This window comes from Streptomyces sp. NPDC052079 (assembly GCF_040680275.1).
In the GTDB taxonomy this organism is placed as follows: domain Bacteria; phylum Actinomycetota; class Actinomycetes; order Streptomycetales; family Streptomycetaceae; genus Streptomyces.
The window spans coordinates 142,323-166,576 of sequence record NZ_JBFAWL010000005.1 but is presented as its reverse complement, the minus strand read 5'-3'; the positions used below and the strand labels follow the sequence as shown (position 1 = coordinate 166,576).

Genomic DNA, 24,254 nt, shown 5'->3' with positions numbered 1-24,254 from the left:
CCGGTTCGCCGTGAACGCCTCACCGGTCGCCGTCCGTGCGCTGCCGCTGCAGGGCTCGGGGGCAGGCGGCGGCGGCCTGGGAGAGCAGCACATGCATGCGTTCGGTGAGTTCGGCGACGTCGTCCGCCGGCGCGTGGAACGGCAGGCGTACGTCACCGCCCGTGCGGACCCGCTCGATACGCAGGGTCAGTCCGTGCCGGTCCACGGCGAGCGGCTGGACCCGGACCGCGCCGTGCAGACTGCCCCGGTCGACCAGGCGCGTCAGCCGTTCGACGGCGTCGGCGTGGCAGTCGGCGAGGTGGGTCAGCAGTCGGGCCTCGGCGGTGGCGAGCGGGTCGGGCGCGGCGGCGGCGAAGTCGTCGGCGTCCACGAGTACGGCACCGGACGGCCGGCGGAGCACCACCCGCGTGGCCTGGAAGGCGAGTCGCCCGTCCTCGACGCGGAACCAGCCGGCCAGCCACAGCCGGGCGCGGATACGGCTGCGCACGGGGACGGGTGCCACGTCGGCGAGTTCCAGCACGGCGGACGGCTCGCCGCGCGGCGCGCAGATCGCGGCGGCGAGCAGGACGCTGTCCTCGGGCACCTCCAGCAGCACCCGGCCGTCGTCGGTCACGGTGTGCGCGCCGACGAACTCCTCCCGGGCGCCGCCCGCGGTCACCGTGCAGGACCAGGCGGTGGCGAGCACCGAGCGGGCCCGCTCCGCCGCGCCGGGCTCGGCCGTCCAGCCGTGCGTGTCGTCACCCATCGAACCTCCTCTTAGGTAAGCCTTGCCTAAGCTATCGAAGATCGGGGTGCGCGCCAACCAGGTGGCGTGATCTTTACGAGACCTTTCAGCCTTTACGAGACCTTTGACGGCGTGAGCACACCGAGCAGGGCACGGGCGCAGAGGTCCCGTACCTGCTCGCGCCCCAACTCCGAGCCGCGCAGCCACTCCAGACAGACGGCGGTGGTGAAGGCCAGCCAGCCGCGCACCGCGATCCGGGTGTCCGGCCGGGTCCCGAGCACCGGCCCGAACTCGGGGTCCGCCGCGAGCGCGGCCAGGATCTGCCGCTCCTGCGCGGCCAGCGCCCGCCGGTAGACCCGGCGCACCGCCTGGTCCCCCGCCGCGTCGGCACGGTGGAAGGCGCGGTAACCGTGGGCATGGGCCTCGACGTACTCCAGATAGGTGTCGAGACCCGCGGTGAGCTGTTCACGCACCGGGACACCGGGCACCGCCGCCGTCATCCGGAGCATCCGCTCGCTCTCGCGCTCCACCACGGCCGCGAAGAAGTCCCGTTTCGTCGGGAAGTAGTGGTAGAGCAGCCCTCGTGAGACCCCGGCGATCTCGGCGACCTGCTCGATCCACACATCGTCGTAAGGGCTCTCGGAGAACAGCCGCGCCCCGACCGACAGAAGCTGCTCCCGGCGCTCCTCGGTGCTGAGCCGGCGGCGCGTCCGCCCGCCCTGGTTCCCGGCCATTCCCGCACTGTACTTGACGGCGGTTCAACAACCGGACCAGACTGAGGCCGCTTTATTGAACTCGCGTACAACACGTCGCACTCGCTCGCCGGGTCGAAGGAGATCGCGTTCGGAGGGGATCGCGTCATGGCGGAGACGACGACACGGACCGGGCTGCCGAAGGGGTTCCGCAGCGCGGAACAGGGCTGGCCCGCGCTGCACCGCATCCCCCACCCGCCGTACCGCGTGCCGCTGGCCGGCGACATCATCGGCGCCGGCGGACGCACCCCGATCCAGGACTCCGTGAAGTACGCCCGCCGGCTGGGGCCGATCTTCCGGCGGAACGCGTTCGGCAGGGAGTTCGTGTTCACCTGGGGCGCGGAGCTGGTGGCGGACCTGGCGGACGAGTCGCGGTTCGCCAAGCATGTCGGGCTGGGGGTCGCCAATCTGCGGCCGGTCGCGGGCGACGGGCTGTTCACCGCGTACAACCACGAGCCCAACTGGCAGCTGGCGCACGATGTGCTGGCCCCCGGGTTCAGCCGTGAGGCCATGGCCGGTTACCACCCGATGATGCTGGCCGTGGCGGAGCGGCTGATGGACCACTGGGACCGTGCGGCGGCCGGGGGCCGGGCGGTGGATGTGCCCGGGGACATGACCAAGCTGACGCTGGAGACCATCGCGCGGACCGGGTTCGGGCACGACTTCGGGTCCTTCGAGCGGGCGCGACCGCACCCGTTCGTTACGGCGATGGTCGGCACGCTCACCTACGCGCAGCGGCTGAACATCGTTCCCGCGCCGCTGACCCCGCTGCTGCTGCGCCGGGCGAGTCGTCGCAATGCGGCGGACATCGGGCGGCTGAACGGGATCGTGGACGAGGTGATCCGGGTGCGGCGGGCGGGTGGCGGTGGGGGTGGGGATTTGCTGGACCGGATGCTGGATACCGCGCATCCGGAGACCGGGGAGCGGCTGTCGGCGGAGAACGTGCGTCGGCAGGTCATCACCTTCCTGGTGGCTGGTCATGAGACCACCTCGGGTGCGCTGTCGTTCGCCCTGCACTACCTGTCCCGGGAGCCCGAGGTCGCGGCTCGCGCCCGCGCGGAGGTGGACCGTGTGTGGGGCGACACGGCGGCTCCCGGGTATGAGCAGGTCGCCAAGCTGCGCTATGTGCGGCGGGTGCTGGACGAGTCGCTGCGGTTGTGGCCGACGGCGCCGGGGTTCGCGCGGGAGGCTCGTGCGGATACGGTGCTGGCGGGGGAGCATCCGATGCGGCGGGGCGCGTGGACGCTGGTGCTCACCCCGATGCTGCACCGGGACCCCTCGGTGTGGGGGGCGGATGCCGAGCGGTTCGATCCGGATCGGTTTGAGGCGCGGGCGGTGCGGGGGCGGGGGGCGCACGTGTACAAGCCGTTCGGGACGGGGGCGCGGGCGTGTATCGGGCGGCAGTTTGCGTTGCATGAGGCGACGTTGGTGTTGGGGTTGCTGTTGCGGCGGTATGAGTTGCGTCCGGATCCTGCGTATCGGCTGCGGGTCGCGGAGCGGCTGACGCTGATGCCGGAGGGGTTGCGGGTGTGGCCGGAGCGGCGCGGGTTGGTGTGACCCGGGGGGTGTTTGCGCGGCCCGGCGCATACGGGGTGCCGCCGGCTGGTGTGACCCGGGGGATGTGTGCGCAGCCCGGCGCATTCGGGGTGCCGTCGCGCCCACCCGTGCCGCCCTGGGGGTACCTCCCAGGCCTTTAAGGCACTGGGGGAGGCACGACTGCCCGCGGATTGCGGCAGCGGGGCGCGGATCGCGGCAGCGGGAGGCGGATCGCCGCAGCGGGGCGCGGATCGCGGCGGCAGGCCTTGTCGTCACCTAGCGGGGGAATAGTTCGAACGCTACCGCTAGGCGGTTTTCGAACCGTTTGCCCGTTTCTTCGGCGAAGCGGGTTAGCAGGTTGCGGGCGTAGGTTTCCGGGTTTTCGTTGGTTAGCGCCTTGATGTAGGTGCGGTGTTCGAGGAGGGAGTGGATCGCTCGTTCCAGGCCGGGGGTTGCGTCTACGGCGTGTGTTGGCGTGTGGGAACCGGCGACCGCCACCCAGCGGACGCCGTTCCAGGGGTCGAGGCCCTGTTCGATCAGTTCCGGGAAGATCCAGCGGTTGCCGGCGTCACCGGCCGCGTCGAGCGTTGCCCGGCCGACCGCGACGTGGTCGGGGGTGTTCCAGTACGTGCCGCCCCAGGTGTCCCGGTGGTTCAGGGTGATCACCAGCTCCGGCCGGTACCGGCGGATGGCGGCGGCGATGTCGCGGCGCAGCGCGGGGCCGTACTCGATGACGCCGTCCGCGTGGTCGAGGAAGGCGACCTCCGACACGCCGACTACGGCCGCGCTCGCCCGCTGCTCCCGCTCCCTGAGCGGGCCGCACTTCGCCGGCTCAACCGTCTCGATGCCCGCCTCGCCGCGGGTCGCCAGCACGTACGAGACCTCACGGCCGGCGTCGGTCCAGGAGGCGATCGCCGCGGCGCAGCCGTACTCGAGGTCGTCCGGGTGGGCGACCACGGCCAGGGCGCGCTGCCAGTCGTCGGGCATGGGCTGGAGTTGACTGGTCGTCGGCTCGGTCATGCCGGAAGACTAACCCGCCGCACCGAAGCGCGGCGGGGTCCGTGTCACGCCTCGTCGCGCGCCAGGGCGAGCAGCCGGTCCAGGACGCGGGGGCCGCCGGCGCGGACGCCGTCGTGCTCGAACTCGTCGGTGACCCAGGTGCGCAGACCGCGGATGGCCCGGGCGGTCTCCAGGCTGTGGGGCGTGTGGACGTACATGTCGTCGTGGTAGACCGCCGCCGCGGCCGGGACCTCGTTGACGGCGAGGCGAGCGGGGTCGTACAGGGGCGTCCAGTCGGTGCGTGCGGCGAGCAGCTCGGCGGTCTCGCGCAGGGGGCGCAGCGCGGGGTCGCAGTCGAACATCCAGGGGTGAATGGTCTCGCCGGTGAACAGCAGCGGCTCGTCGCCGGCGAGCGTCTTGGCCGCGTCGAACCGAGGGAACTCGGCCCGCACGCGTTCGGCCGACCAGGCGGTGGGCCGGGCGTCCTGGCCGTAGGCCGCCTCGTGGACGAGCGCGTACAGCGGGTGGCCGGCGAACGACAGCAGGCCCTGGACCTGCTCCTGGAAGGCGTCGGAGAGCTCGGGGCCGCCCGGGGTCGGCACGAAGGCGTCCTCCAGGAGGTGGTGCAGCCGGTGGCTGCCCTCGCTGCCGCCGAGCATGCTGCCGAGGGACTGGAACGCCTCGACGGTGAAGCGGTAGCCGTTCGGGAGGTCGACGTCGTGGGTGAGCAGGTGGTCGGCGATGCGGCGGGCGCGCTCGACGTCCTGCGGGTAGCGGGCGTAGTGCGCGGCGACCTTGCGTTCGATGCGCGGGTAGGCGGCCCGGTAGATGTCGTCGGCGTGGGCGTCCAGGGACGGCAGACCGCCGGTGATCAGCGCCGTGTCCAGTCCCTCGGGGGCCATGGACAGATACGCGACGGTGCAGAAGCCGCCGAAGCTCTGGCCGAGCACGGCCCAGGGGGCGCCGCCGGTCACCTGGGGACGAATGGCCTCGCAGTCCCGCACGATGGCGTCGGCGCGGAAGCGGGTGACGTAGTCGGCCTGTGCGGCGGGGCCGCCGCGCAGCGGGAGCGTCTGCCGGTTGGCGGGGGTGGAGTGGCCGGTGCCGCGCTGGTCGAGGAGCAGTACGCGGTAGTCCTCGAGGGCACGGCCGAGCCAGGCCTGCTTCCCGATGAAACGGTTAGCCCCGAATCCCGGGCCGCCCTGGAGGTAGAGCAGCCAGGGCAGGTCCCGGCCGGCCTTGTCGCTCGCGACGACCTCACGCGCGTACAGCTCGATCGTCTCCCCCGAGGGGTCGTCGTGGTCGAGGGGCACGGTGAAGCGGTGGTCGGTGAGGACCACGCCGGGCTGGCGGTAGCTGACGGTCAACGGGACTCCCGGGACGAACGGATTGTCGGACCGTGACCCAGTTCACCATATGTTCCTCCGGCCAAGGAGCCCGGGATCATGAAATTTTGCCGAAATGACCGTTACCCGGCGGGCGGGCAGGCCCGGCTCGCCCGGTGGTGACCCGGGTCTCCCCCGGCCTCCCGCTCCGGCACTACCCTGCAGTCACCCGATGATCCAACCGCTGAGGAGCCGCGATGCGTGTCGCTCTGTTCCTGACCTGCGTCAACGACACGCTCTTTCCGGACACCGGGCGCGCCGTGGTGAGACTCCTGACCCGGCTGGGCGTCGATGTCGACTTCCCGATGGCGCAGACCTGTTGCGGTCAGGCTCACTACAACACCGGGTACCGGCACGAGGCGGAGCCGCTGGCCCGGCACTTCTCCGAGGTCTTCCGGGACTACGAGGCGATCGTGACGCCGTCCGGGTCGTGCGGGGCGATGGTGCGGGAGCTGTACCCGAGGATGGGTGAGCGGGCCCGGGCGGAGGGGCGGGGGGACGCCCTCGCGGCGACCCTGGCGCCGGTCGTGCCGAAGACGTACGAGCTCACGGAGTTCCTGGTGGATGTACTCGGGGTGACCGACGTCGGGGCGTACTACCCGCACAAGGTGACCTACCACCCGACCTGTCACGGGCTGCGCGGACTGGGCCTGGGCGACCGGCCGCTGCAACTGCTGCGGGCGGTGAAGGGGCTGGAGCTGGCCGAACTGCCGGGCGCCGACGAGTGCTGCGGATTCGGCGGCACCTTCGCGCTGAAGAACTCCGACGTCTCGGCGGCGATGGGAACCGACAAGGTGCGCAACGCCGAGTCGACGGGCGCCGGGGTGCTGTGCGCGGCGGACAACTCCTGTCTGATGCACATCGGCGGAACGATGACGAGGCTGCGCACCGGCATGCGGCCGGTGCACATCGCGGAGATCCTGGCGAGCACGGAGGAGGAACCGCCGTATGAGCGGGACGTTCGTCGGGATGCCGGCGTTTCCGGAGGCCGCCCGGGACGCCGTGCGCGACACCACCCTGCGCGGCAATCTGCGGCATGCCACGCACACCATCCGGGCCAAGCGCGCGAAGGCCGTGGCGGAGGTGCCGGACTGGGCCGAGCTGCGGGAGGCGGGGAAGCGGATCAAGGACCACACGCTTCGTCATCTCGCCCGCTACCTCGTCCAGTTGGAGGAGTCGGTGACGGCCGCGGGCGGCACCGTGCACTGGGCCGCCGACGCCGGCGAGGCCAACCGGATCGTCGCCCGGCTGGTCAAGGAGACCGGTGAGTCGGAGGTGGTCAAGGTCAAGTCGATGGCCACCCAGGAGATCGGGCTCAACGAGGCCCTGGAGGCCGAGGGCATCCGCGCCTACGAGACCGATCTGGCCGAGCTGATCGTGCAGTTGGGCAAGGACCGGCCCTCGCACATCCTGGTGCCGGCGATCCACCGCAACCGCGGGGAGATCCGGGAGATCTTCGCCCGCGAGATGGGCGAGTGGGGCCGCCCCGCCCCGAACGGGCTCACGGACACGCCCGCCGAACTGGCGGAGGCGGCACGGCTGCATCTGCGGGAGAAGTTCCTGCGCGCCAAGGTGGGCATCTCCGGGGCCAACTTCATGGTCGCGGACACCGGCACGCTGGTGGTGGTGGAGTCCGAGGGCAACGGCCGGATGTGCCTGACCCTCCCCGAGACGCTGATCTCGGTCGTCGGCATCGAGAAGATCGTGCCGACCTGGCAGGACCTGGAGGTGTTCCTGCAGACCCTCCCCCGCTCCTCGACCGCCGAGCGGATGAACCCGTACACCAGCACCTGGACCGGCACCACACAGGAGGACGGCCCGCGCACCTTCCACCTGGTGCTCCTGGACAACGGCCGCACCGACACCCTCGCCGACGAGGTCGGCCGGCAGGCACTGCGCTGCATCCGCTGCTCGGCGTGCCTCAATGTGTGCCCCGTGTACGAGCGGGCGGGCGGGCACGCGTACGGCTCGGTCTACCCCGGGCCGATCGGCGCGATCCTCAGTCCCCAACTGCGGGGCACCGGCAGCGCGGTCGACGCGTCCCTGCCGTACGCCTCGTCGCTGTGCGGGGCCTGCTACGAGGTGTGCCCGGTGGCCATCGACATCCCCGAGGTGCTGGTGCATCTGAGGGAGCGGGTGGTGGAGGGCGGCCCGGTGACGCGGGCGGGAAACAAGGTGGTGCTGCGACCCGCGAAGGGGCACGCCGCCGAGCGTGCCGCGATGCGCGCCGCGCGATGGGCGTTCACCCGTCCCGGAGCCCTGCGGGCCGGCCAGCGCCTCGCCTCGCGCACCCGGCGTCTGCATCCGCGCACCCTGCCGGGCCCCGGCCGGGCGTGGAGCGGCACGCGGGACCTGCCGCCGGTGCCGGCGGAGCCGTTCCGGGACTGGTGGAAGCGTACGCAGGGCGGAAAGGGCGGTGCCGGGTGAGCAGCAGGGAACGGATCCTCGGCCGGGTGCGGCGGGCCCTCGCCGACGTGCCGAGGGACGACACGCCGTACGAGCGGGCGGTGGCCCGGGACTATCTGCGCGTGCACGGCCAGCGCACGCCCGAAGAGACGGTCGACCTGCTCGCCGAGAACCTGGCCGACTACCGGGCGGTCGTGCACCGTACCGACGCGGCCGGGCTGGCCGGTGTGGTCGCCGGGCTGCTCGCGGCGCGTGGCGCGTCGTCGGTGCTCGTGCCGTCCGGTCTCGACGCGGCGTGGCTCGCGTCGGCGGAGGTGACCCGGGTGGCCGACCGGGCGGAGAGCACCCCGCGGGAGCTGGACCGGGTGGACAGTGTGGTGACCGCCTGCGCGGTGGCCGTGGCCGAGACGGGCACGATCGTGCTGGACGGCTCCCCCGACCAGGGCCGGCGGCGCATCACTCTGGTCCCCGACCACCACATCTGTGTGGTGCGGGTCCCGGACCAGATCGTCTCCTCTGTCCCGCAGGCCCTCGCACGCCTCGATCCGGCCCGCCCGCTCACGTGGATCTCCGGTCCTTCGGCGACCAGCGACATCGAACTCGACCGGGTGGAGGGCGTGCACGGGCCGCGCGCGCTGGACGTCGTGCTGGTCGGGTGAACCGCCGGGGGCCGCGACCCCGTGACAGAGTGATGAGCAAGCGCTTAGATAGTGTCCGGGCACCCGAGGGGTGTCCGGACACCGTCGTTCCCCGTGCTCAGCCGGAGGCCCTGTTGTTCACTTCCGTCGACGACGTCTCCGCGCGCCTCGCCGAGACCGGCTATCTCGCGTCGCCCGCGGTCGCCACGACCGTCTTCCTCGCCGACCGGCTCGGCAAGCCACTGCTGGTGGAGGGCCCCGCCGGGGTCGGCAAGACCGAGCTCGCCAAGGCCGTCGCGAACGTCGCCGGGGCGCGGCTGGTGCGGCTCCAGTGCTACGAGGGAGTCGACGAGTCCCGGGCCCTGTACGAGTGGAACCACGCCAAGCAACTGCTGCGGATCAGCGCCGGCCGCGACGAGAGCTGGGACGAGACGCGCACGGACATCTTCAGCGAGGAGTTCCTGCTGCCCCGTCCGCTGCTGACGGCCATCCGCGGCGACGACCCCAAGGTGCTGCTGATCGACGAGACCGACAAGGCGGACGTGGAGGTCGAGGGTCTGCTCCTCGAGATCCTCAGCGACTTCCAGGTGACCGTTCCCGAACTGGGCACCGTCACCGCGACCCGGCGTCCGTTCGTGGTGCTCACCTCGAACGCCACCCGGGAGCTGTCCGAGGCGCTGCGCCGCCGCTGCCTGTTCCTGTATATCGGCTTTCCCGACGCGGAGCTGGAGCGGCGGATCGTGCGGCTGAAGGTGCCGGGCATCGACGCCGCGCTGGCCGACTCCGTCGTCCGGGTGGTGGGTGCCCTGCGTGCGATGGATCTGCGCAAGGTGCCCTCCGTGGCGGAGACCATCGACTGGGCCCGCACCCTGCTGGCGCTGGGCGCCGGCACCCTGGACGAGACGGTCGTACGCGACAGTCTCGGCGTGATTCTCAAGCACCGGGACGACATTCAGAAGGCGGCGGCCAAGCTCGACCTGGACGCCGTGTGAACGCCGTCGCCGACCAGGACCTCGCGGCCCGGCTGGCCGGGCTCGTGGACGCGCTCCGCTCCCACGGCCTGCGCATCGGCACGGGCGAGACCGTGGACGCCGCGCGGGCGGTGGAGGCGCTCGGACTCGCCGACCGGGAACTGCTCCGCGAGGGCCTGGCGGCCACCGTGCTGCACGGAAACGCCGAACGCCCGGTGTTCGACGCGGTCTTCGACCTGTACTTCCCCCGCCGGGTCGGCGCCCCCGAGGGCGGGTCCGGGGACCGGGACGAGCTGCGTGAGCGGCTGGCCGCCGCGCTCGCCGACAACGACACGGCACGGCTGGGCCGGCTGGCGGTGGAGGCGGTCGACGGCTTCGGCGGATACGGCAGTTCACCGGGCTCGGACGGCTGGTCGTCGTACCAGGCCCTGGACCGGATCCGTCCGCAGACGCTGCTGGCGCGGGTGCGGGACGAGGTGCGCGGGAGGGACGGCGGCGGGAGCTTCGGCGACCGGCTCCTCGAGGACGAGATCCGGCGGCGCATCGAGGAGTTCCGCCGGATGGTGGCCGTGGAGGCACGGCGCCGGGTGGCGGAACGGCGGGGCCGTGACGAGGTCGCCCGGCGTGCGGTGGCGCCGACGGCCGACCGGGTCGACTTCCTGTTCGCCGGGAAGGACCGGCTGGCTGAACTGCGGCGGACGGTGGAGCCGTTGGCCCGGAAGCTGGCGACCCGGCTGGCCGCCCGCCGCCGCAGGGCCGCGCGGGGCACCATCGATCTGCGCCGCACCCTGCGCGGCTCGCTGTCGACCGGCGGGGTGCCGATGCGGCCCGTGCTGCGCCGGCGCCGGCCCGCACGGCCCGAACTGGTGCTGCTGTGCGACGTGTCGGGCTCGGTGTCCGGGTTCTCCGACTTCACGATGCTGCTGGTGCAGGCGCTGCACGACCAGTTCAGCAAGGTACGGGTGTTCGCCTTCGTCAACCGGATCGATGAGGTGACCGGGCTGCTCGTGCACGGCGCGGCCGACGCGGAGGGCCTCGGCGCCCGGATCCGCGCCGAGGCGACTCTCACCGGCTGGCACGGCAGCAGCGACTACGGCATGGCCTTGGGCGAGTTCACCGAGCGGTACGCCGACGCCGTGGGCCCGCGGACCACGGTGTTCGTTCTCGGCGACGCCCGCACCAACATGGGCGACCCCAATCTGCCGGCCGTGCGCGAGCTGGTCGGGCGCGCCCGGCGCGTGCACTGGCTGAACCCCGAGCAGCGCTCCCTCTGGGGCACGGGCGACTCCGCGGCACCCGAGTACGCGGAGCTGCTGGAGATGCACGAGTGCCGCACCGTACGGCAGTTGAACGCGCTGGTGGGGCGGCTGCTGCCGGTGTGACCCGGCCGCCGGACCGGGCGGCCGTGGGTCAGGCGTGCCAGACGGCCCGGACCTGATCGGCGTACTCGGCCCCCTGCCGCAGTCCCTCCCGGGCCGCGCCCGGAATGCGGGAGGCGTCCAGGGCGTTGCGGCCGAAGGCCCGGCGGGCCTCCCGGTCCGGCGTCAGCAGGGTGGCGTGGGCAGCGCCCGCCCTCAGCGCGGCCACCTGGTCGACGGTGCTGGGGCTCGCTCCCGGCCCCTTGGGAATCGGAGCCAGGACGACGACCCGCCGGCAGTCGTCCACCAGGTCCGCGTTGGTCGTGGACCGCACGCCTCCGTCCATCCAGCGCCCCTCCCCCACCGCGATCGGCGGAAACACCGGCGGCAGCGCGCAGGAGGCCGCCATGGCCCGCAGCAATTCGACGCCGCTGTCGGCGCCGAACCCCTCGGTCCGCCCGGTGCAGGCGTCGGTGGCGAAGAACCGCAGTGTCCGCTCCGGCCATTCCCGTACCGGCAGTTGAGGTCCGAGGGCGTCGAAGACATCGGTCTCCGACATTCCGCGCACCGACAGCGCGAGTCTGCCCAGCCTGCGGACCACCGTGTCCGGGTCGCGTGAACCGAGGGCCGCCCAGAGGTACTTGACCGTCATGCCGAGGGTGAAGTGCACGTCCGGCATGACCCGCTTGCCGCTCACCTGTTCCTCGTACAGGTCGGCCGGCGCGGCTCCCGTCGCCAGCTCCAGCGCGAGCAGCGAGCCCGCCGAGGTGCCGGCCAGCACCTCGGCGTCGCCGACCTCCACGCCCGCCTTCGCCAGCCCCGCCAGTACGCCGGTCTCCCAGGCGTACGCGGTCAGCCCGCCGCCGCCCAGCACCAGTGCCGTATCGAACACACCGACCCCTCCTCCCCATCGGGGACCTGTCCCCGCTTCTGCTGGCCGACACTACCACGCAAACGGGGAGCACTCCCCGATTACTCGTGTCAAGTCCATGCCGAGGAAGATCGACGATCGGCTAACATCCCGCTATGTCCGAGACCGACGGCCGCTCAGCACGAGGGAACCGATGCCCGATCCACTGACCCCAGACCCTCTTGCCGCCGTCATCGCCGCGGGTGAAACCGTCACCGTCCCCGAGAGTCACAGGAAGGCACTGCGGGCGGAACTCCGGTCCGGCGAGACCGTGCGGGCCGTCTACCACGACGGGTGGGGCGTCGCCGTGCTCACCGACGACGGACTCATCCTGCTCGGCAGCGTCCTCTCCCCCCGGGCCACCCGGGTCCCGCGACCCCTGCACATCCTCCGGCGGGCGTCGGGGGTGCTCGACTCCGTCGAGATCCTCGTCGACGGCAGGCCGCACAGGCTGCACGGATCGAAGATCGACCCGAAGGGCGCACTCCTGGAGGCGGCGGGGGAACTGCTGCACCCCGGTTCCCCGCTGCGTCCGGGACGGGGTACCCGGCTGTTCACATGGGTGCGGCGGCACCCGGTCGCGGTGACCGTGCTCGCGGCCGCGATGGTGGTGGGCGGGCTGGGTTCCGGATCCGGGTCCGGGTCCGACGGGCAGGAACCCCTGGCCCGGGACGACAGCAAGCGGTCCGCGGCCGTGGTCGCCGACTTCACCGGCTCCGCCTTGGATACGGCGGCGGCCCGCGCCCGTGACGACGGCTGGGCGACGGTCTCGGCGTCCTATGCCGCCTCCGGCCCGCGGTCGGTGCGGCCCGACGAACCGGGCTGGCGGGTGTGCTTCCAGGCACCCTCCCCCGACCTGACGGTGCGTCCGTCCGGCGGGACGCTCACGCTGTACGCGGTCCCCGTGCAGGAGGAGTGCCCGACCCGGCTGCTCGGCCCGCGTCGGCTGACGATGCCGGACCTCGTCGGCTCGCAGTTCGACGAGGCCTCGGAGACGCTCGAAGTCCTCCGTCTGGACCCGGTGTTCCCCTTCCACGCCCATACGGGCAAGCTCCTGCGCGAAGAGGACGCGGAGGACTGGGCCGTCTGCCGCCAGCACCCCGAGCCCGGTGTCCGGATCTTGGGGTCGGAGTCGGTCCGCCTGTGGCTCATCGGCTCCGGCGAGCCGTGCACCGAGCCCAGCCCGGAGCCCAAGCCGAAGCCGAAGCCGAAACCCGAGCCCAAGCCCGATCCGAAACCCTCGTACAACAGCACCACGGGCGGCGGCTCGACGGGCGGAGGCACCGGCGGCAGCACCGGTGGCGGCTCCACAGGAGGGAGCACCGGCGGGGGCTCATCCAACGGGGGAGGCTCCACCAGCGGTGGCTCCACCGGCGGTTCGGGCTCCGGCGGGGGCGGTCAGGCCGGTGTCGGGTTCGGGCAGTTCTGCTCACCCGTGGGCGCGACCGCGACCACGGCCGACGGCCGTCCCGCCAAGTGCTTCACGGGCAAGGACGGCCGTGCCCGCTGGGGGTACAACTCCGGGTGACCGGGCAGGCCTTGGCCGGCTACTCCGCCTTCGCGTAGTCCTGGGCCATGGCGCCGGCGAAGTCGTACACCACGACCTGGTCGTCGCCGACGACCCACGCGTCGTGCCCCGGTGGGCAGACGTAGACGTCACCGGGGCCGAGCTCGCCCTCGCCGCCGTCGTCCATGCGGATGTGCATGCGTCCCTGGACCACGTAGCCGTTGTGGTGGATCTGGCAGGTCTCCGTCCCCGCGATGGGGCCGACGGACTCGGACCAGCGCCACCCCGGCTCGAAGGTGGCGACGGCGAAGTCCAGTCCGGTCAGGTGGACGGCTTCCAGGTGCCCCCTGGGGTAGTCGCGTCGCTCGTCGGGCTTGTCCAGCGTCTTCACCTCGAACATGCCCCTGCTCCCTTCCGGTCGTCACCCTTTACGACCGGGTCCGGTCTCCGTCCGGCCCGAACGGCACCGGCGGGCCCGGGCCCCATTTCTTCATCGTCCGTCCGTCCACTCGGGGCCGCCATTCGGGTGACGACGGCCGGGCGGTCCGTCAGTCGCCCGCCCCGCAGAGCTGGGCGAACCGCGCGGCGTCGACGTTGCCGCCGGACAGGATGACGCCGACCCGGCCCCGGAGCGGGGCCACTCGGCCGGTGAGCAGCGCGGCGAGCGGGGTGGCGCCGCTCGGTTCGAGGACGATCTTCAGCCGTTCGAAGGCGAACCGCATCGCGTCCCGGATCTCGTCGTCGCCGACGAGCGCGATTCCGTCGAGGAGCCGCCGGTTGACCGAGAAGGTCAGCTCACCCGGGGTGGGCAGGGCCTGGCCGTCGGCGATGGTGCGCGGCACCGGGATGCTGACGCGCCGTCCCGCCTCCAGCGACCTCTTGGTGTCGTCCCCGGTCTCCGGTTCGACTCCGATCACCCGCGTGGCGGGGTGCAGACCCTTGACCGCGGTGGCGCTCCCGGCGATCAGTCCGCCGCCGCCGACCGGTGCCAGCAGGACGCCCAGCTCACCCGCCTCCTCCACCAGCTCCAGCGCCGCGGTGCCCTGCCCGGCCATGATGTGCGGATGCTCGTACGGCGGTACGACGGTCAGGCCCCGCTCGGCGGCGAGGGCCTCGGCGACGGCGACCCGGTCGCCGGTGTACCGGTCGTAGGTGACGATCTCGGCGCAGTACCCTTCGGTGGCCGCCCGCTTCGACGGCGGGGCGTCCTCGGGCATGACGATGACGGCGGTGGTGCCCAGCTCCCGTGCGGCCAGGGCGACCGCCTGGGCGTGGTTGCCGGAGGAGTAGGCGGCGATGCCCCGGGCCAGCTGTCCGGGAGTGAGCCGGGAGGCCGCGTTGTAGGCGCCGCGGAACTTGAACGCGCCCACGCGCTGGAAGTTCTCGCACTTGAGGTGGACCTCGGCGCCGACGAGCGCGTCCAGTGTGCGGGAGCGCAGGACCGGCGTGCGGTGGGCTACGCCCTTGAGGCGCTCGGCGGCGGAGCGGACGTCGTCGAGGGTGATCGGCGGGGTGGTGGTCGTCACGCGGTGCCTCCGGAGGGCGTCGGGTCGGTCGTCGTCCTGGACTGGGAGAGGTAGTTGTAGGCGGTGGCGCGGGAGATCCCGAGCCGGCCGGCGACCTGCTCGACGGCGCGCCGTACGGCGAACACCCCGCGGGCGTCCAGGTCACGGAACAGCCGCAGGCGTTCCGCGCGGTCGAGTTGTGCCCAGCCGCGGTGCTGCCGCAACTGGTGGGCGTCGACGATCGCCTCGACCACGGAGTCGATGTCGTTGCCGAAGGTCGTCGTCGGCGGTTCGGCCGGTCCCGCGCCGAGGCCGGCGAGCGCGCCGAGCAGGGTGTGCACCTGGCCGACGGCGGTGACGTCGACGTTGACGCACAGGGCGCCGAACACCGCTCCCGTGGAGTCCCGGAGCACCATGGTGGAGGACTTCACGAGCGTGCCGTTCCCGGTCCGGGTGACGTAGTTCAGCTCGTCGGCCGCCTCGTCGCCGCGGGCCAGCACCCGCATGCCGATCTCGCTCATCGCCCCGCCCACCGCGCGCCCGGTCACCGACCCGGCCACGGCGACCACCGACTGCTCGGGGCGCCGGTAGTCGTGCAACACCGCTTCGCACACCGGTCCGAACGTCGCCGCGATCCCGTCGACGACCGGCGCCAGCGCGGCGAGAATCGCGTCCCGCTCGGCGTCCCTGGCCGGTACGGCTGTCATGGGCAGACCTCCCGCCTTCTCCTCCCCTCACCTTAGACGACACGTCCAGCGCCTGGACAGATCGTCCATGCGCTGATTCGTGTGGCCGCACGGTTGTATCGCGGTATGGCCGCCGTCAGAGGCTCGTCTCCCCGGCGGCTGGTCCAGCCGCCCCCGTGGTCGACGCGCATGCGCACCACCTGGTCCGCCGTCGCGGCCGACCTCACCGGGGCTGGTTCGATCACCTGATCCCTCGAGGTTTACGCAGTTCACAGCCGTGATCCAGACCCAGCACCGCCGGGACGCGTAGGGAGGTCGGCGATCAGCCGACCGCCCGTCGAGCGGGGAGAGAAATCCATTTCACCGTCATGGGAATAGACCACTGACGCGACCCGTTGTCGGCGCCGAAGGAGGTCACGAGTGGACACCATCTACTACGACCACGGAACGCCGACCGAGCGCTGGGAACGCGCCGGGATGTTCTTCGACGCCAAGGACTACGCCGCTGCCGCGCGCGTCCTGGGCACGCTGGTCGAGGAGGTGCCGGAGCAGACCGGACCGCGGCTGCTGCTGGCGCGGGCCTACTACCACTCGGCCCAGCTGCGCCGGGCGGAGGCGGAGTTGAGGGTCATCGTGGTGGAGCACTACGCCCGGCTGATGCTGGGGCGCACCCTCCAGCGGCAGGGACGCGACGACGAGGCCCGGCCGCATCTGCGCATCGCCGCGGCGCTGGGCGGCGAGTTCGACGACGCGTAGCCGTGCGGCCCGGGTCATGACACCGTGGCGCCGTCTCCGTACGTCCGCCGCCCTCGCCGCTGGGCGTGCGATCCTGACAGGATGGAAATTCCGGACGCTCGCGCACCCTTGGCCGAGCAAGTCGAGCAACTGCTGGACACAGGGGGGCCGTTGCCCATTGTCGCGGCCGGTGATCCGGTGCTGCGCGCGGCCACCGAGCCGTACGACGGCCAGCTGGGGCCCGCTCTGCTGGCCCGGTTCGTCGCGGCCCTGCGGGGCACCATGCACGCGGCGCCGGGTGTCGGGTTGGCCGCACCGCAGGTCGGAGTGGGGTTGCGGATCGCGGTGATCGAGGATCCGGCGCTTGTTCCGCAGGAGGTGCGCGTGGCGCGCGGGCGGGTGCCGCAGCCGTTCCGGGTACTGGTCAATCCCGTCTACGAACCGGTCGGCACCGGGCGGGCCGCGTTCTTCGAGGGGTGTCTGAGCGTGCCGGGATACCAGGCGGTGGTGGCGCGCGCCGCCGAGGTGCGGCTGACCGGGCAGGACGAGCACGGGCGGGCACTGGACGAGGTGTTCACCGGCTGGCCCGCCCGCATCGTGCAGCACGAGACGGACCATCTCGACGGCACGCTGTACCTGGACCGCGCCGAGCCGCGCTCACTGTCGTCCGACGCAGCCGTGGCGGAGCGCTGGTCGCAGCCGACGCCGGACGAGGCGGCACGGCACCTGGGCTTCGAGCTGCCATGAGAAGGGAGGGCCGGCGCGGCTCAGGTGTCCCGGTACGCCTCCAGCAGGCGCAGCCACACCTCGCTGATCGTCGGGAACGACGGGACCGCGTGCCACAGCCGGCCGATGGGGACCTGGCCGGTCACCGCGATGGTCGCCGCGTGGATGACCTCCCCCACGCCGGGGCCGACGAGGGTGAGGCCCCGCAGGATCTCCTCCTCGAGGTCGACGACCATGCGGGCGCGGCCCTTGTAGCCGTCGCGGTGGAGAAGGGCGCCGGAGACCGAGGTCAGGTCGACGTCGACGGCGCGGACGCGATGGCCCGCCTGCTCCGCCTCGGCCAGGGAGAGGCCGACGGCGGCCGCCTCCGGGTCGGTGAAGATGACCTGGGGAACGGCGGCGTGGTCGGCGGTGGCGGCGTGGGCGCCCCAGTCCTCGGCGCGTACGGACTCGCCGGCGGCCCGGGTGACGATGGCGGCGCCCGCGATCCGGGCCTGGTACTTGCCCTGGTGGGTGAGGAGCGCCCGGTGGTTGACGTCACCGACGCCGTACAGCCAGTCGTGGCCCGTGACCCGGAGGCTGTCGTCGACGGAGAGCCATGAACCGGGCTCCAGGCCGATCGTCTCCAGGCCGATGTCGTGGGTCCGCGGTTCGCGGCCGGTGGCGAAGAGGATCTCGTCGGCCTCGATCCGGTCGCCGCCGTCGGTGACGACCAGGACCGTGCCGTTCTCCCTGGTCACCGACTTCACCGAGGTGCCGGTGCGGATGTCCGCGCCGGCCTCGGCGAGGCCCTCGGCGACCATCTCGCCGGCGAACGGCTCCATGCGGTCCAGCAGGCTTCTGCCGCGCACGAGGACGGTGACCCGCGAGCCGAGCGCCTGCCAGGCGCAGGCCATCTCGCTGGCGACGACGCCCCCGCCGACCACGACCAGCCGACCGGGCACGGACTGCGCGCTGGTGGCCTCCCGGCTGGTCCACGGCGCCACCTCGGCCAGTCCCGGCAGGTCGGGCAGTTTGGCGCGGCTGCCGGTGCAGACGGCGACGGCGTGCCGGGCGGTGAGGACCTGACGGCCGCCGTCCCGGCCGATGATGGTGACGGTGCGCGGGCCGGTGATCCGTCCGTATCCCCGGTAGAGGTCGGCGCCGGCTCTCTCCAGCCACTGGACCTGGCTGCCGTCCTTCCAGTCGGAGGTGAAGGAGTTGCGGCGGGCGAGCACGGCATCGGTGTCCAGGGGGCCCTGGACCGACTGGCTCAGTCCGGGCAGGCGACGGGCGTCGGCCTGGGCGAGCACCGGCCGCAGCAGGGCCTTGCTGGGCATGCACGCCCAGTAGGAGCACTCGCCGCCGACCAGTTCGCTCTCCACGACCGCGGTGCTGAGCCCGGCGGCGCGGGTGCGGTCGGCGACGTTCTGGCCCACCGGCCCGGCTCCGAGCACCACGACGTCGTACGCCTTTGATTCCATGTGCGTCGATTGCGTTTCCGTCATGGCGTCAGTCTGGTGGGTGGTGTGCCCCCTGGCCACATGGGTAGGGGCGCGGAATACGTGACCGGCCGGCCGTGTTGTGCGGACGGGTCGCCCCGATACCAGGAAGAGGGAATCACCCATGAGCAGCACCGTTGAGCTCACCAAAGAGAACTTCGATGAGATGGTCACGAACAACGAGTTCGTGCTGATCGACTTCTGGGCGGAATGGTGCGGTCCCTGCCGTCAGTTCGCACCGGTGTACGAGAAGGCGGCGGAGGAGAACCCGGACCTGGTGTTCGGAAAGGTGGACACCGAGGCGCAGCCGGAACTGGCCGCGGCCTTCGGGATCCAGTCGATTCCCACGCTGATGATCGTGCGCGATCAGGTCGCCGTGTTCGCCCAGCCGGGTGCCCTGCCCGAGGCCGCGCTGACGGATGTCATCGGGCAGGCCCGAAAGCTGGACATGGACGAGGTCCGCAAGCAGGTCGCCGAGCAGCAGGCACAGCAGGGGCAGGCACAGCAGGGGCAGGCACAGCAGGGGCAGGCACCGGCCGCGGGCGAGTGACCGCGGCCGGCGCGGGTGCGGTCCCGGCGCCCGTCGGCCGCCTCCGACGGTGTCAGCTGGACTCGCGTCGCACCACCGACGCCCCGAGCACCTTGTGGGCCTCGGGTGCGGCCGCCGGGTCGCGCACCGCGCGGTCGACCAGTTCGGCCAGTTCCCGGCCGGAGGGCAGTTCGAGGTGGACGGTGCTCAGCCGGGGCCGCAGCAGCCGCCCCAGCATCAGGTTGTCCGCGCCCACGACGGCGACCTCCTCGGGGATGCGGAGGCCCGCGTCCTTCAGCGCGCGCATGAGCAGCATCGCGTACTCGTCGTTGTACGTGAACACGGCGTCGAGGCCTAAATCGCGCCAGCGGGCGGCGAGCCGGGCGGCGGCGCCCTCGTCGTGGGCCAGCGGCAGTTCGGTGACCGTGGCGTCGGTGCCGTCCACGGCGGCGCGCACGCCGGCCAGCCGGGGCGCGGAGAAGGCCTCCAGGCCGGGCTCGCGCGGGACGACCACGCCGATCCGGCGGCGGCCGCGGTCGAAGAGATGGGCGCCGGCGCTGTGGCCGACGACGTCGTGGTCCATGAGCAGGGCGTGCGCGCCCTCGACGGATTCGGGGCCGAGGGTGATGACGGCCCGCGCCCCGGAGCGTTTGAGCACCTCGACTCCGCGCGGGCCGAGTCCGGAGCCGGGGACCAGGACGGCGACGGGCCGCAGCTCCGCCCAGGAGCGGGCGGCCTCGTCGTCGTGCAGACCGACCGTGCCGTACTGCACGACCGTGTAGTCGAGGCGGCCGAGGGCGCTCTGGAGGTCGTTGATGAACTGGCTGTAGAGCGGGCCGACGGGGAAGGCCGGCGCGGGCATCAGGACCATACGGCTGTGCCCGGCGCGCAGGCTGCGGGCCGCGGCGTGCGGAACGTACCCGAGTTCCCTCGCGGCTTCGCGGACCCGGCGCCGGGTGGGTTCGCTGATCCGGACGGCGCCGGCGTTGTTCAGGACGTAGGAGACGGTCGCGCGCGAGACGCCGGCCAGGCGGGCCACATCGGCGCTCGTGGGTACGGAGCGCGTCGGTGCGGGGGGCGCGGGCGCGGGCGGGTTCGGTATCTGCACCATCACGTACCGCATCCTTGCAGAAGCCGTAACGGGCCCGGCGGGCGGGTGAGTTGAGACCGTCAGCTGGGGCTAGCGGAGCACGTCACCCGGTCGACGAGGTCCACCCACGCGGCTTCCAGCCGCTCCAGGGGCATGCCGCACTGCCGGGTCAGATGGTGGATGAGGGCGGGGTCGAGCTGCGCCATCAGCGTGTGCGCGAGCAGGTCGCAGTCCGCGTCCGGGACCGCCTCGCGCAGCAGCAGGCTGACGTGGTGGCGGCGCACCTGGCGGGGTGCGTTGGTGAAGCGGCGCCCCGGTTCCGGCTCGGCGGCCAGTTGCAGCTCCAGCTCCTCGGCGGTCCGGCGGAGCATGGCGAGGCCGAACGCCCGCAGCCGCTCGACGGGAGGCGCGCCCGGGCCGAGCGGGGGCGGCCCGGTGAGGAAGGCCGCCTGGAACTTCTTCTCGGAGTGGTCGAGGAGTGCCGTGAGCAGTCCGGTGCGGTCGCCGAAGCGGCGGAAGACCGTCCCCTTGCCCACGCGGGCGGCTGCCGCCACCTCCTCCATGGTGATGCCCTCGGCCCCCCGCTCGGCGACCAGCCGGGCGGCCGCCTCCAGCAGCCTGGCGCGGTTGCGGGCGGCGTCGGCGCGCAGGCAGGGCTCGTCGGCGTCGGTGCCGAGCTGAAGCAACTCCAGCGGCTCGACGGGCTCCTGCGGCGTCGAGGCGGGCGGGGGCGCGGCGGACATGAAGTCAGCGTAAAGCATCGGGATGAAACTGGACCGCGGTCCGGTTAAAGTGCTACAACAAACAAACGGACCCCGGTCCGGATTCTGTTCGAGGCCATCTTTCACCCCCCCACTGGAGTTACGTCATGTCTGTACGCATCCTCGCCCTCGTCGGCAGCCTTCGCGCGGGTTCGCACAACCGTCAGCTCGCCGAGGCCGCGGTCAAGCTCGCTCCCTCGGGCGCCGACGTGGCGCTCTACGAAGGGCTGGCCGAGATCCCGTTCTACAACGAGGACATCGACGTCGAGGGCGGCGTCCCGGCCGCCGCCGCCAAGCTGCGCGAGGCCGCCGCGAGCGCCGACGCGCTGCTGCTCTTCACGCCCGAGTACAACGGCACGATCCCGGCCGTCCTGAAGAACGCCATCGACTGGCTGTCCCGTCCGTTCGGCGCCGGCGCCATCAGCGGCAAGCCGGTCGTCGTCGTCGGCACCGCCTTCGGCCAGTACGGCGGTGTCTGGGCGCAGGACGAGACGCGCAAGGCCGTGGGCATCGCCGGCGGCAAGGTGATCGAGGACATCAAGCTGTCCATCCCCGGCTCCGTGACCCGCTTCGCCGAGACCCACCCGGCGGACGACAGCGAGGTCGCCGAGCAGCTGACGGAGGTGGTCACCCGCCTCCACACCCTCGCCGCAGAACAGACGGCCGCCTGACCTCCCCTTTTCGGCCCTGAACGGGCCTCGTCCTCAAACGCCGGACGGGCTGAAAAATCCAGCCTGTCTGGCCCAATCCAGCCCCTCCGGCGTCTGAGGAGCCGGGGGCCCGGGAGCAGCGCCCCCTGCATGCCAGCCCCTCCGGCTGCATGCCAGCCCCTCCGGCGCTTGAGGAGCGGGGGCCCGGGAGCAGCGCCCCTGCATGCCAGCCCCTCCGGCTGCATGCCAGCCCCTCCGGCGTTTGAGGAGCGGGGGTCCGGGGGCAGCGCCCCCGGGGACGGGACGGGAAGGGGCGGCGGGGGCGAAAAACCTGTCCCGCGGTCAGGCGACCGCCGTAGGGGCCAGTGCCCGTAGCTCACGCAGCGCCGCAGCCACCGCCGGCCGGGCATGGCCGCCACCCCGCGTGCAGGTCAGCAACTTCCGATGCGGCTCACCCGCACAGCGCACGCGCGTGATCGGCAGATGCGGCGTCAGATGGGCAAGGCGCGGAATCAGCGCGACGCCAAGTCCGTGGGCAACGAGATGCGCGGTGACGTTCCAGTCCAGGGCATGGTGGACGACGTCCGGCGAGAACCCCGCCGCACCACACGCGGCCATCACATGCGGCCGACAGGGACTCTCCGGCACTGGAGCAATCCACGGCTCACGCGCCGCCTCGGCGAGGTCAACCCGCTCCACACCGGCCAGCGCATGCCCCGCCGGCACCACCAGGTCGAACGGATCGTCCAGCAGCGCCTGCTGATCGAACCGCCCGTCGCTCAGCGGCGGACTGTGCGGCGTGGACTCCACCACAGCCAGATCGGCCGCCCCTTCGAACAGCAGGTCGAAGCTCTCCGGCACCCCCGCCTCCGCGATCCGCACCGACAGCCGCGGATGGCGCGCACCCATCCGGGCGGCCATCGGCGCCAGCAGCACCGAGATCGCCACGGGGAACCCGACGACACGCAACGGCCCGGCCGGAGCATCGTGATCGGCCCGCAGATCCCGTTCCGCCTCTTCCCAGCGCGCCTCGATGGCGTCGGCGTGCGCCAGCAGACTCTCGGCGGCCGGGGTCAGCCGCACCCCTCGCCCCTGCGGCTCCAGCAGTACGACGTCCAGGTCGCGGGCGAGCTGGCGGATCTGCTGGGACGCGGCGGACGGGGTGAAGTGCAGCGCGCGGGCCGCCGCGGTGACCGTGCCGTAGTGGGCCACCGCCCGCAGGACGTGCAGCCTGCGCAGATCAATCATGAAGGCAACGCTTCACGGTCCAGTCCACAAAGTCAACCTGGACGTGTACGGATGTGACGACGCACCCTGTCTGTGCCACGACAATGGATATACATCGAGGCCGTTGAGCCAGTTGAGCAACGAGGGAGTCACCATGACCAGCACGACCGGCGCCACGGGGACGACCGGCACCTTCTGCCCGTACTGCGGGTGGCCGGACGACGCCGAGCCGTTCCAGGTGGTCTCCCGGCACGGCACCGCGACGGGCAGCACGGTGTGGACCCGCTGCGGCTGCGGCTCGCTCCAGGTCCGCTCCGTCGACGAGCGCGGCGCCCGCATCGTCTCCCGCAGCCGCCCCGCCGACGACGCTCCGTGGAGCAGGGTCGGCCAGTAAGCGGACGGGGCGGCCGTTGACAGACCGTCCGCCCCGGCGGTACTGATCGAGACCGGTGCTCCGGAAGCAGGAGGAGGCGTGGACGTGCGGAAACTCCCCTTGTCCGGGGTGACGGTGGTCAGCGTGGAGCAGGCGGTGGCCGCCCCCTACGCCACCCGGCAGCTGGCCGATCTGGGCGCACGCGTGATCAAGGTGGAGCGGCCGGGAGAGGGTGACTTCGCCCGGCGCTACGACACCACCGTGCACGGCCACTCCAGCTACTTCGTCTGGATCAACCGCTCCAAGGAGTCCCTCACCCTGGACCTGAAGGACCCGCGGGGCCGGGACATCCTGCACCGGCTCCTGCGGGACGCCGACGTCTTCGTGCAGAACCTGGCACCGGGCGCCGCCGGCCGGCTCGGCCTCGGGACCGCCGAACTCACCCGCCGCTACCCGAGACTGATCCCCTGCACCATCTCCGGCTACGGCACGAGCGGGCCCTGGGCCGACCGCAAGGCGTACGACCTGCTGATGCAGTGTCAGACGGGCCTGGTGTCACTGACCGGGACGGCACAGGAGAGCGCCCGTACCGGCATCTCCGTCGCCGACATCGCCGCCGGGATGTACGCGTACAGCGGTGTGCTCACCGCCCTCTACACCCGGGCGACCACCGGCGCGGCCCACCCCGTGGAGGTGTCCTTGTTCGAGGCGCTGGCCGAGTGGATGGGCCAGCCCGCCTACTACACCCGCTACGGCGGCAGCCAGCCGCCGCGTCTGGGCACCCAGCACGCCACCATCGCCCCGTACGGGACCTACCGGGCCGCCGACGGCCGCGAGGTGCTGTTCTCCATACAGAACGAGCGCGAGTGGGCGGCCCTGTGCGCGGAGTTCCTCGGCCGGCCGGAGCTCACCGACGATCCACGGTTCGCGACCGGCTCCGACCGCGTGGCGCACCGCGAGGAACTCAACGTGATCATCGCGGAGCGTTTCGCCCGCAACGACGCCGAGGAACTGCTGAAGGACCTGGAGGCGATCGGCATCGCCTGCGCCGGTGTCAACGACGTCGCCGCCTTCCTCGACCACCCGGTGCTCGCCGCGCGCGACCGCTGGCGTGAGGTGGAGGTGCCGGGCGCGACGGTGTCGGCGCTGCTCCCGCCCGCCGACCTCGCGGGCCTGCCCGCGCGCATGGATCCGGTACCGGCCGTGGGCGAGCACACCGAGGCGATCCTGACGGAACTCGGCCACGGCCCAGAGGAGATCGAGGCCCTGCGCGCGGGCTCCGTCATCTGAAGTCAGCTGAAGTCA

Annotated in this window: 25 protein-coding genes and 1 pseudogene; 14 read left to right on the top strand and 12 right to left on the bottom strand. The window is 72.4% G+C overall.

Features of this window, described 5'->3' with window-relative positions; all coding sequences use genetic code 11:
• Positions 1-19 precede the first annotated feature (19 nt).
• Both AB0L56_RS11595 and AB0L56_RS11590 read right to left on the bottom strand, forming a co-directional pair.
• Entirely contained in the window at positions 20-745 is a 726-nt protein-coding gene (locus AB0L56_RS11595) for a DUF2470 domain-containing protein (protein ID WP_361025145.1), read from the bottom strand.
• Between the two features lie 92 nt (positions 746-837).
• The gene (locus AB0L56_RS11590; protein WP_365421764.1) at positions 838-1,458 is read right to left on the bottom strand and encodes a TetR/AcrR family transcriptional regulator; all 621 of its coding nucleotides are present in this window, start codon (positions 1,456-1,458) and stop codon (positions 838-840) included.
• A gap of 126 nt (positions 1,459-1,584) precedes the next feature.
• Here AB0L56_RS11590 and AB0L56_RS11585 point away from each other — a divergent pair, with 126 nt between their 5' ends.
• Complete coding sequence (locus AB0L56_RS11585) at positions 1,585-3,033, top strand: cytochrome P450 (protein WP_365421761.1); 1,449 nt, start codon at positions 1,585-1,587, stop codon at positions 3,031-3,033.
• Positions 3,034-3,288: 255 nt separating this feature from the next.
• Here AB0L56_RS11585 and AB0L56_RS11580 read toward each other — a convergent pair whose 3' ends face one another.
• Both AB0L56_RS11580 and AB0L56_RS11575 read right to left on the bottom strand, forming a co-directional pair.
• On the bottom strand, positions 3,289-4,032 hold the full coding sequence (locus AB0L56_RS11580; RefSeq protein WP_365421758.1) for a PIG-L deacetylase family protein: 744 nt from the start codon (positions 4,030-4,032) through the stop codon (positions 3,289-3,291).
• 44 nt (positions 4,033-4,076) lie between these two features.
• The gene (locus AB0L56_RS11575) at positions 4,077-5,378 is read right to left on the bottom strand and encodes an alpha/beta fold hydrolase (protein WP_365421755.1); all 1,302 of its coding nucleotides are present in this window, start codon (positions 5,376-5,378) and stop codon (positions 4,077-4,079) included.
• A gap of 215 nt (positions 5,379-5,593) precedes the next feature.
• On the opposite strand from AB0L56_RS11575, the pseudogene AB0L56_RS11570 reads away from it, so the two are divergent.
• The 5 genes and pseudogenes from AB0L56_RS11570 to AB0L56_RS11550 form a co-directional block, all read left to right on the top strand.
• Positions 5,594-6,340: pseudogene (locus tag AB0L56_RS11570) on the top strand ((Fe-S)-binding protein); the annotation flags it as partial.
• Between the two features lie 4 nt (positions 6,341-6,344).
• Positions 6,345-7,823, top strand: coding sequence for a LutB/LldF family L-lactate oxidation iron-sulfur protein (locus tag AB0L56_RS11565; RefSeq protein ID WP_365421752.1), 1,479 nt, complete (start codon positions 6,345-6,347; stop codon positions 7,821-7,823).
• A complete protein-coding gene (locus AB0L56_RS11560) occupies positions 7,820-8,461 on the top strand; it encodes an LUD domain-containing protein (RefSeq protein ID WP_365421749.1) in 642 nt (213 codons plus the stop codon). Before AB0L56_RS11565 ends, AB0L56_RS11560 begins: the two co-directional genes overlap by 4 nt.
• A 113-nt stretch (positions 8,462-8,574) precedes the next feature.
• A complete protein-coding gene (locus tag AB0L56_RS11555; RefSeq protein WP_365421747.1) occupies positions 8,575-9,432 on the top strand; it encodes a MoxR family ATPase in 858 nt (285 codons plus the stop codon).
• Entirely contained in the window at positions 9,429-10,793 is a 1,365-nt protein-coding gene (locus AB0L56_RS11550; RefSeq protein WP_365421744.1) for a VWA domain-containing protein, read from the top strand. The genes AB0L56_RS11555 and AB0L56_RS11550 overlap by 4 nt, the downstream gene beginning before the upstream one ends.
• 28 nt (positions 10,794-10,821) lie before the next feature.
• Here AB0L56_RS11550 and AB0L56_RS11545 read toward each other — a convergent pair whose 3' ends face one another.
• Positions 10,822-11,661, bottom strand: coding sequence for a patatin-like phospholipase family protein (locus tag AB0L56_RS11545; protein WP_361025114.1), 840 nt, complete (start codon positions 11,659-11,661; stop codon positions 10,822-10,824).
• A 172-nt stretch (positions 11,662-11,833) separates the two neighbouring features.
• Between AB0L56_RS11545 and AB0L56_RS11540 the strand changes: the two genes are divergently transcribed.
• Positions 11,834-13,207, top strand: coding sequence for a hypothetical protein (locus AB0L56_RS11540; protein ID WP_365421740.1), 1,374 nt, complete (start codon positions 11,834-11,836; stop codon positions 13,205-13,207).
• Between the two features lie 19 nt (positions 13,208-13,226).
• Here AB0L56_RS11540 and AB0L56_RS11535 read toward each other — a convergent pair whose 3' ends face one another.
• The 3 genes from AB0L56_RS11535 to AB0L56_RS11525 form a co-directional block, all read right to left on the bottom strand.
• Positions 13,227-13,586, bottom strand: coding sequence for a cupin domain-containing protein (locus tag AB0L56_RS11535; RefSeq protein WP_365421738.1), 360 nt, complete (start codon positions 13,584-13,586; stop codon positions 13,227-13,229).
• A gap of 148 nt (positions 13,587-13,734) precedes the next feature.
• Positions 13,735-14,712: a pyridoxal-phosphate dependent enzyme gene (locus tag AB0L56_RS11530; RefSeq protein ID WP_365421735.1), complete on the bottom strand. Its 978-nt coding sequence runs from the start codon at positions 14,710-14,712 to the stop codon at positions 13,735-13,737.
• A complete protein-coding gene (locus AB0L56_RS11525; RefSeq protein WP_365421733.1) occupies positions 14,709-15,398 on the bottom strand; it encodes a PAS domain-containing protein in 690 nt (229 codons plus the stop codon). The genes AB0L56_RS11530 and AB0L56_RS11525 overlap by 4 nt, the downstream gene beginning before the upstream one ends.
• Before the next feature lie 105 nt (positions 15,399-15,503).
• Here AB0L56_RS11525 and AB0L56_RS11520 point away from each other — a divergent pair, with 105 nt between their 5' ends.
• The 3 genes from AB0L56_RS11520 (at position 15,504) to AB0L56_RS11510 (ending at position 16,859) form a co-directional block, all read left to right on the top strand.
• Positions 15,504-15,626: a hypothetical protein gene (locus tag AB0L56_RS11520; protein WP_365421730.1), complete on the top strand. Its 123-nt coding sequence runs from the start codon at positions 15,504-15,506 to the stop codon at positions 15,624-15,626.
• Between the two features lie 171 nt (positions 15,627-15,797).
• The gene (locus AB0L56_RS11515; RefSeq protein WP_365421727.1) at positions 15,798-16,133 is read left to right on the top strand and encodes a tetratricopeptide repeat protein; all 336 of its coding nucleotides are present in this window, start codon (positions 15,798-15,800) and stop codon (positions 16,131-16,133) included.
• Positions 16,134-16,214: 81 nt separating this feature from the next.
• On the top strand, positions 16,215-16,859 hold the full coding sequence (locus AB0L56_RS11510; protein ID WP_365421724.1) for a peptide deformylase: 645 nt from the start codon (positions 16,215-16,217) through the stop codon (positions 16,857-16,859).
• A 20-nt stretch (positions 16,860-16,879) separates the two neighbouring features.
• Here the strand turns inward: AB0L56_RS11510 and AB0L56_RS11505 are convergent, their stop codons facing one another.
• Positions 16,880-18,325, bottom strand: coding sequence for an NAD(P)/FAD-dependent oxidoreductase (locus tag AB0L56_RS11505; RefSeq protein WP_365421721.1), 1,446 nt, complete (start codon positions 18,323-18,325; stop codon positions 16,880-16,882).
• Between the two features lie 118 nt (positions 18,326-18,443).
• On the opposite strand from AB0L56_RS11505, the gene trxA reads away from it, so the two are divergent.
• Positions 18,444-18,869, top strand: a complete 426-nt coding sequence (gene trxA / locus AB0L56_RS11500; protein ID WP_365421718.1) for a thioredoxin — start codon at positions 18,444-18,446, stop codon at positions 18,867-18,869.
• A gap of 52 nt (positions 18,870-18,921) precedes the next feature.
• On the opposite strand, the gene AB0L56_RS11495 is transcribed toward trxA, so the two are convergent.
• Together AB0L56_RS11495 and AB0L56_RS11490 are read right to left on the bottom strand one after the other, a co-directional pair.
• Complete coding sequence (locus AB0L56_RS11495; RefSeq protein ID WP_361025087.1) at positions 18,922-19,959, bottom strand: LacI family DNA-binding transcriptional regulator; 1,038 nt, start codon at positions 19,957-19,959, stop codon at positions 18,922-18,924.
• A 59-nt stretch (positions 19,960-20,018) separates the two neighbouring features.
• A complete protein-coding gene (locus AB0L56_RS11490) occupies positions 20,019-20,681 on the bottom strand; it encodes a helix-turn-helix domain-containing protein (protein ID WP_365421715.1) in 663 nt (220 codons plus the stop codon).
• A 125-nt stretch (positions 20,682-20,806) separates the two neighbouring features.
• Between AB0L56_RS11490 and AB0L56_RS11485 the strand changes: the two genes are divergently transcribed.
• A complete protein-coding gene (locus AB0L56_RS11485; protein ID WP_361025081.1) occupies positions 20,807-21,370 on the top strand; it encodes an NADPH-dependent FMN reductase in 564 nt (187 codons plus the stop codon).
• A 321-nt stretch (positions 21,371-21,691) separates the two neighbouring features.
• Here AB0L56_RS11485 and AB0L56_RS11480 read toward each other — a convergent pair whose 3' ends face one another.
• Positions 21,692-22,597, bottom strand: a complete 906-nt coding sequence (locus AB0L56_RS11480) for a LysR family transcriptional regulator (protein ID WP_365421711.1) — start codon at positions 22,595-22,597, stop codon at positions 21,692-21,694.
• A gap of 133 nt (positions 22,598-22,730) precedes the next feature.
• Here AB0L56_RS11480 and AB0L56_RS11475 point away from each other — a divergent pair, with 133 nt between their 5' ends.
• Positions 22,731-22,970 carry a hypothetical protein gene (locus tag AB0L56_RS11475; protein WP_365421708.1) on the top strand — a complete coding sequence of 80 codons (240 nt, stop codon included), beginning with the start codon at positions 22,731-22,733 and terminating at the stop codon, positions 22,968-22,970.
• A gap of 78 nt (positions 22,971-23,048) precedes the next feature.
• Positions 23,049-24,239 (top strand): CaiB/BaiF CoA-transferase family protein, encoded by a 1,191-nt coding sequence (locus tag AB0L56_RS11470; RefSeq protein WP_365421705.1) that lies wholly within the window; start codon positions 23,049-23,051, stop codon positions 24,237-24,239.
• Positions 24,240-24,254 lie beyond the last annotated feature (15 nt).

Coding starts and splice junctions, on each gene's coding strand:
- AB0L56_RS11595 (WP_361025145.1), bottom strand. CDS start 745: ATGGGTGACGACACGCACGGCTGGACGGCCGAGCCCGGCGCGGCGGAG.
- AB0L56_RS11590 (WP_365421764.1), bottom strand. CDS start 1,458: ATGGCCGGGAACCAGGGCGGGCGGACGCGCCGCCGGCTCAGCACCGAG.
- AB0L56_RS11585 (WP_365421761.1), top strand. CDS start 1,585: ATGGCGGAGACGACGACACGGACCGGGCTGCCGAAGGGGTTCCGCAGC.
- AB0L56_RS11580 (WP_365421758.1), bottom strand. CDS start 4,032: ATGACCGAGCCGACGACCAGTCAACTCCAGCCCATGCCCGACGACTGG.
- AB0L56_RS11565 (WP_365421752.1), top strand. CDS start 6,345: ATGAGCGGGACGTTCGTCGGGATGCCGGCGTTTCCGGAGGCCGCCCGG.
- AB0L56_RS11540 (WP_365421740.1), top strand. CDS start 11,834: ATGCCCGATCCACTGACCCCAGACCCTCTTGCCGCCGTCATCGCCGCG.
- AB0L56_RS11535 (WP_365421738.1), bottom strand. CDS start 13,586: ATGTTCGAGGTGAAGACGCTGGACAAGCCCGACGAGCGACGCGACTAC.
- AB0L56_RS11525 (WP_365421733.1), bottom strand. CDS start 15,398: ATGACAGCCGTACCGGCCAGGGACGCCGAGCGGGACGCGATTCTCGCC.
- AB0L56_RS11520 (WP_365421730.1), top strand. CDS start 15,504: ATGGCCGCCGTCAGAGGCTCGTCTCCCCGGCGGCTGGTCCAGCCGCCC.
- AB0L56_RS11510 (WP_365421724.1), top strand. CDS start 16,215: ATGGAAATTCCGGACGCTCGCGCACCCTTGGCCGAGCAAGTCGAGCAA.
- AB0L56_RS11505 (WP_365421721.1), bottom strand. CDS start 18,325: ATGACGGAAACGCAATCGACGCACATGGAATCAAAGGCGTACGACGTC.
- trxA (WP_365421718.1), top strand. CDS start 18,444: ATGAGCAGCACCGTTGAGCTCACCAAAGAGAACTTCGATGAGATGGTC.
- AB0L56_RS11495 (WP_361025087.1), bottom strand. CDS start 19,959: ATGGTGCAGATACCGAACCCGCCCGCGCCCGCGCCCCCCGCACCGACG.
- AB0L56_RS11490 (WP_365421715.1), bottom strand. CDS start 20,681: ATGTCCGCCGCGCCCCCGCCCGCCTCGACGCCGCAGGAGCCCGTCGAG.
- AB0L56_RS11485 (WP_361025081.1), top strand. CDS start 20,807: ATGTCTGTACGCATCCTCGCCCTCGTCGGCAGCCTTCGCGCGGGTTCG.
- AB0L56_RS11480 (WP_365421711.1), bottom strand. CDS start 22,597: ATGATTGATCTGCGCAGGCTGCACGTCCTGCGGGCGGTGGCCCACTAC.
- AB0L56_RS11475 (WP_365421708.1), top strand. CDS start 22,731: ATGACCAGCACGACCGGCGCCACGGGGACGACCGGCACCTTCTGCCCG.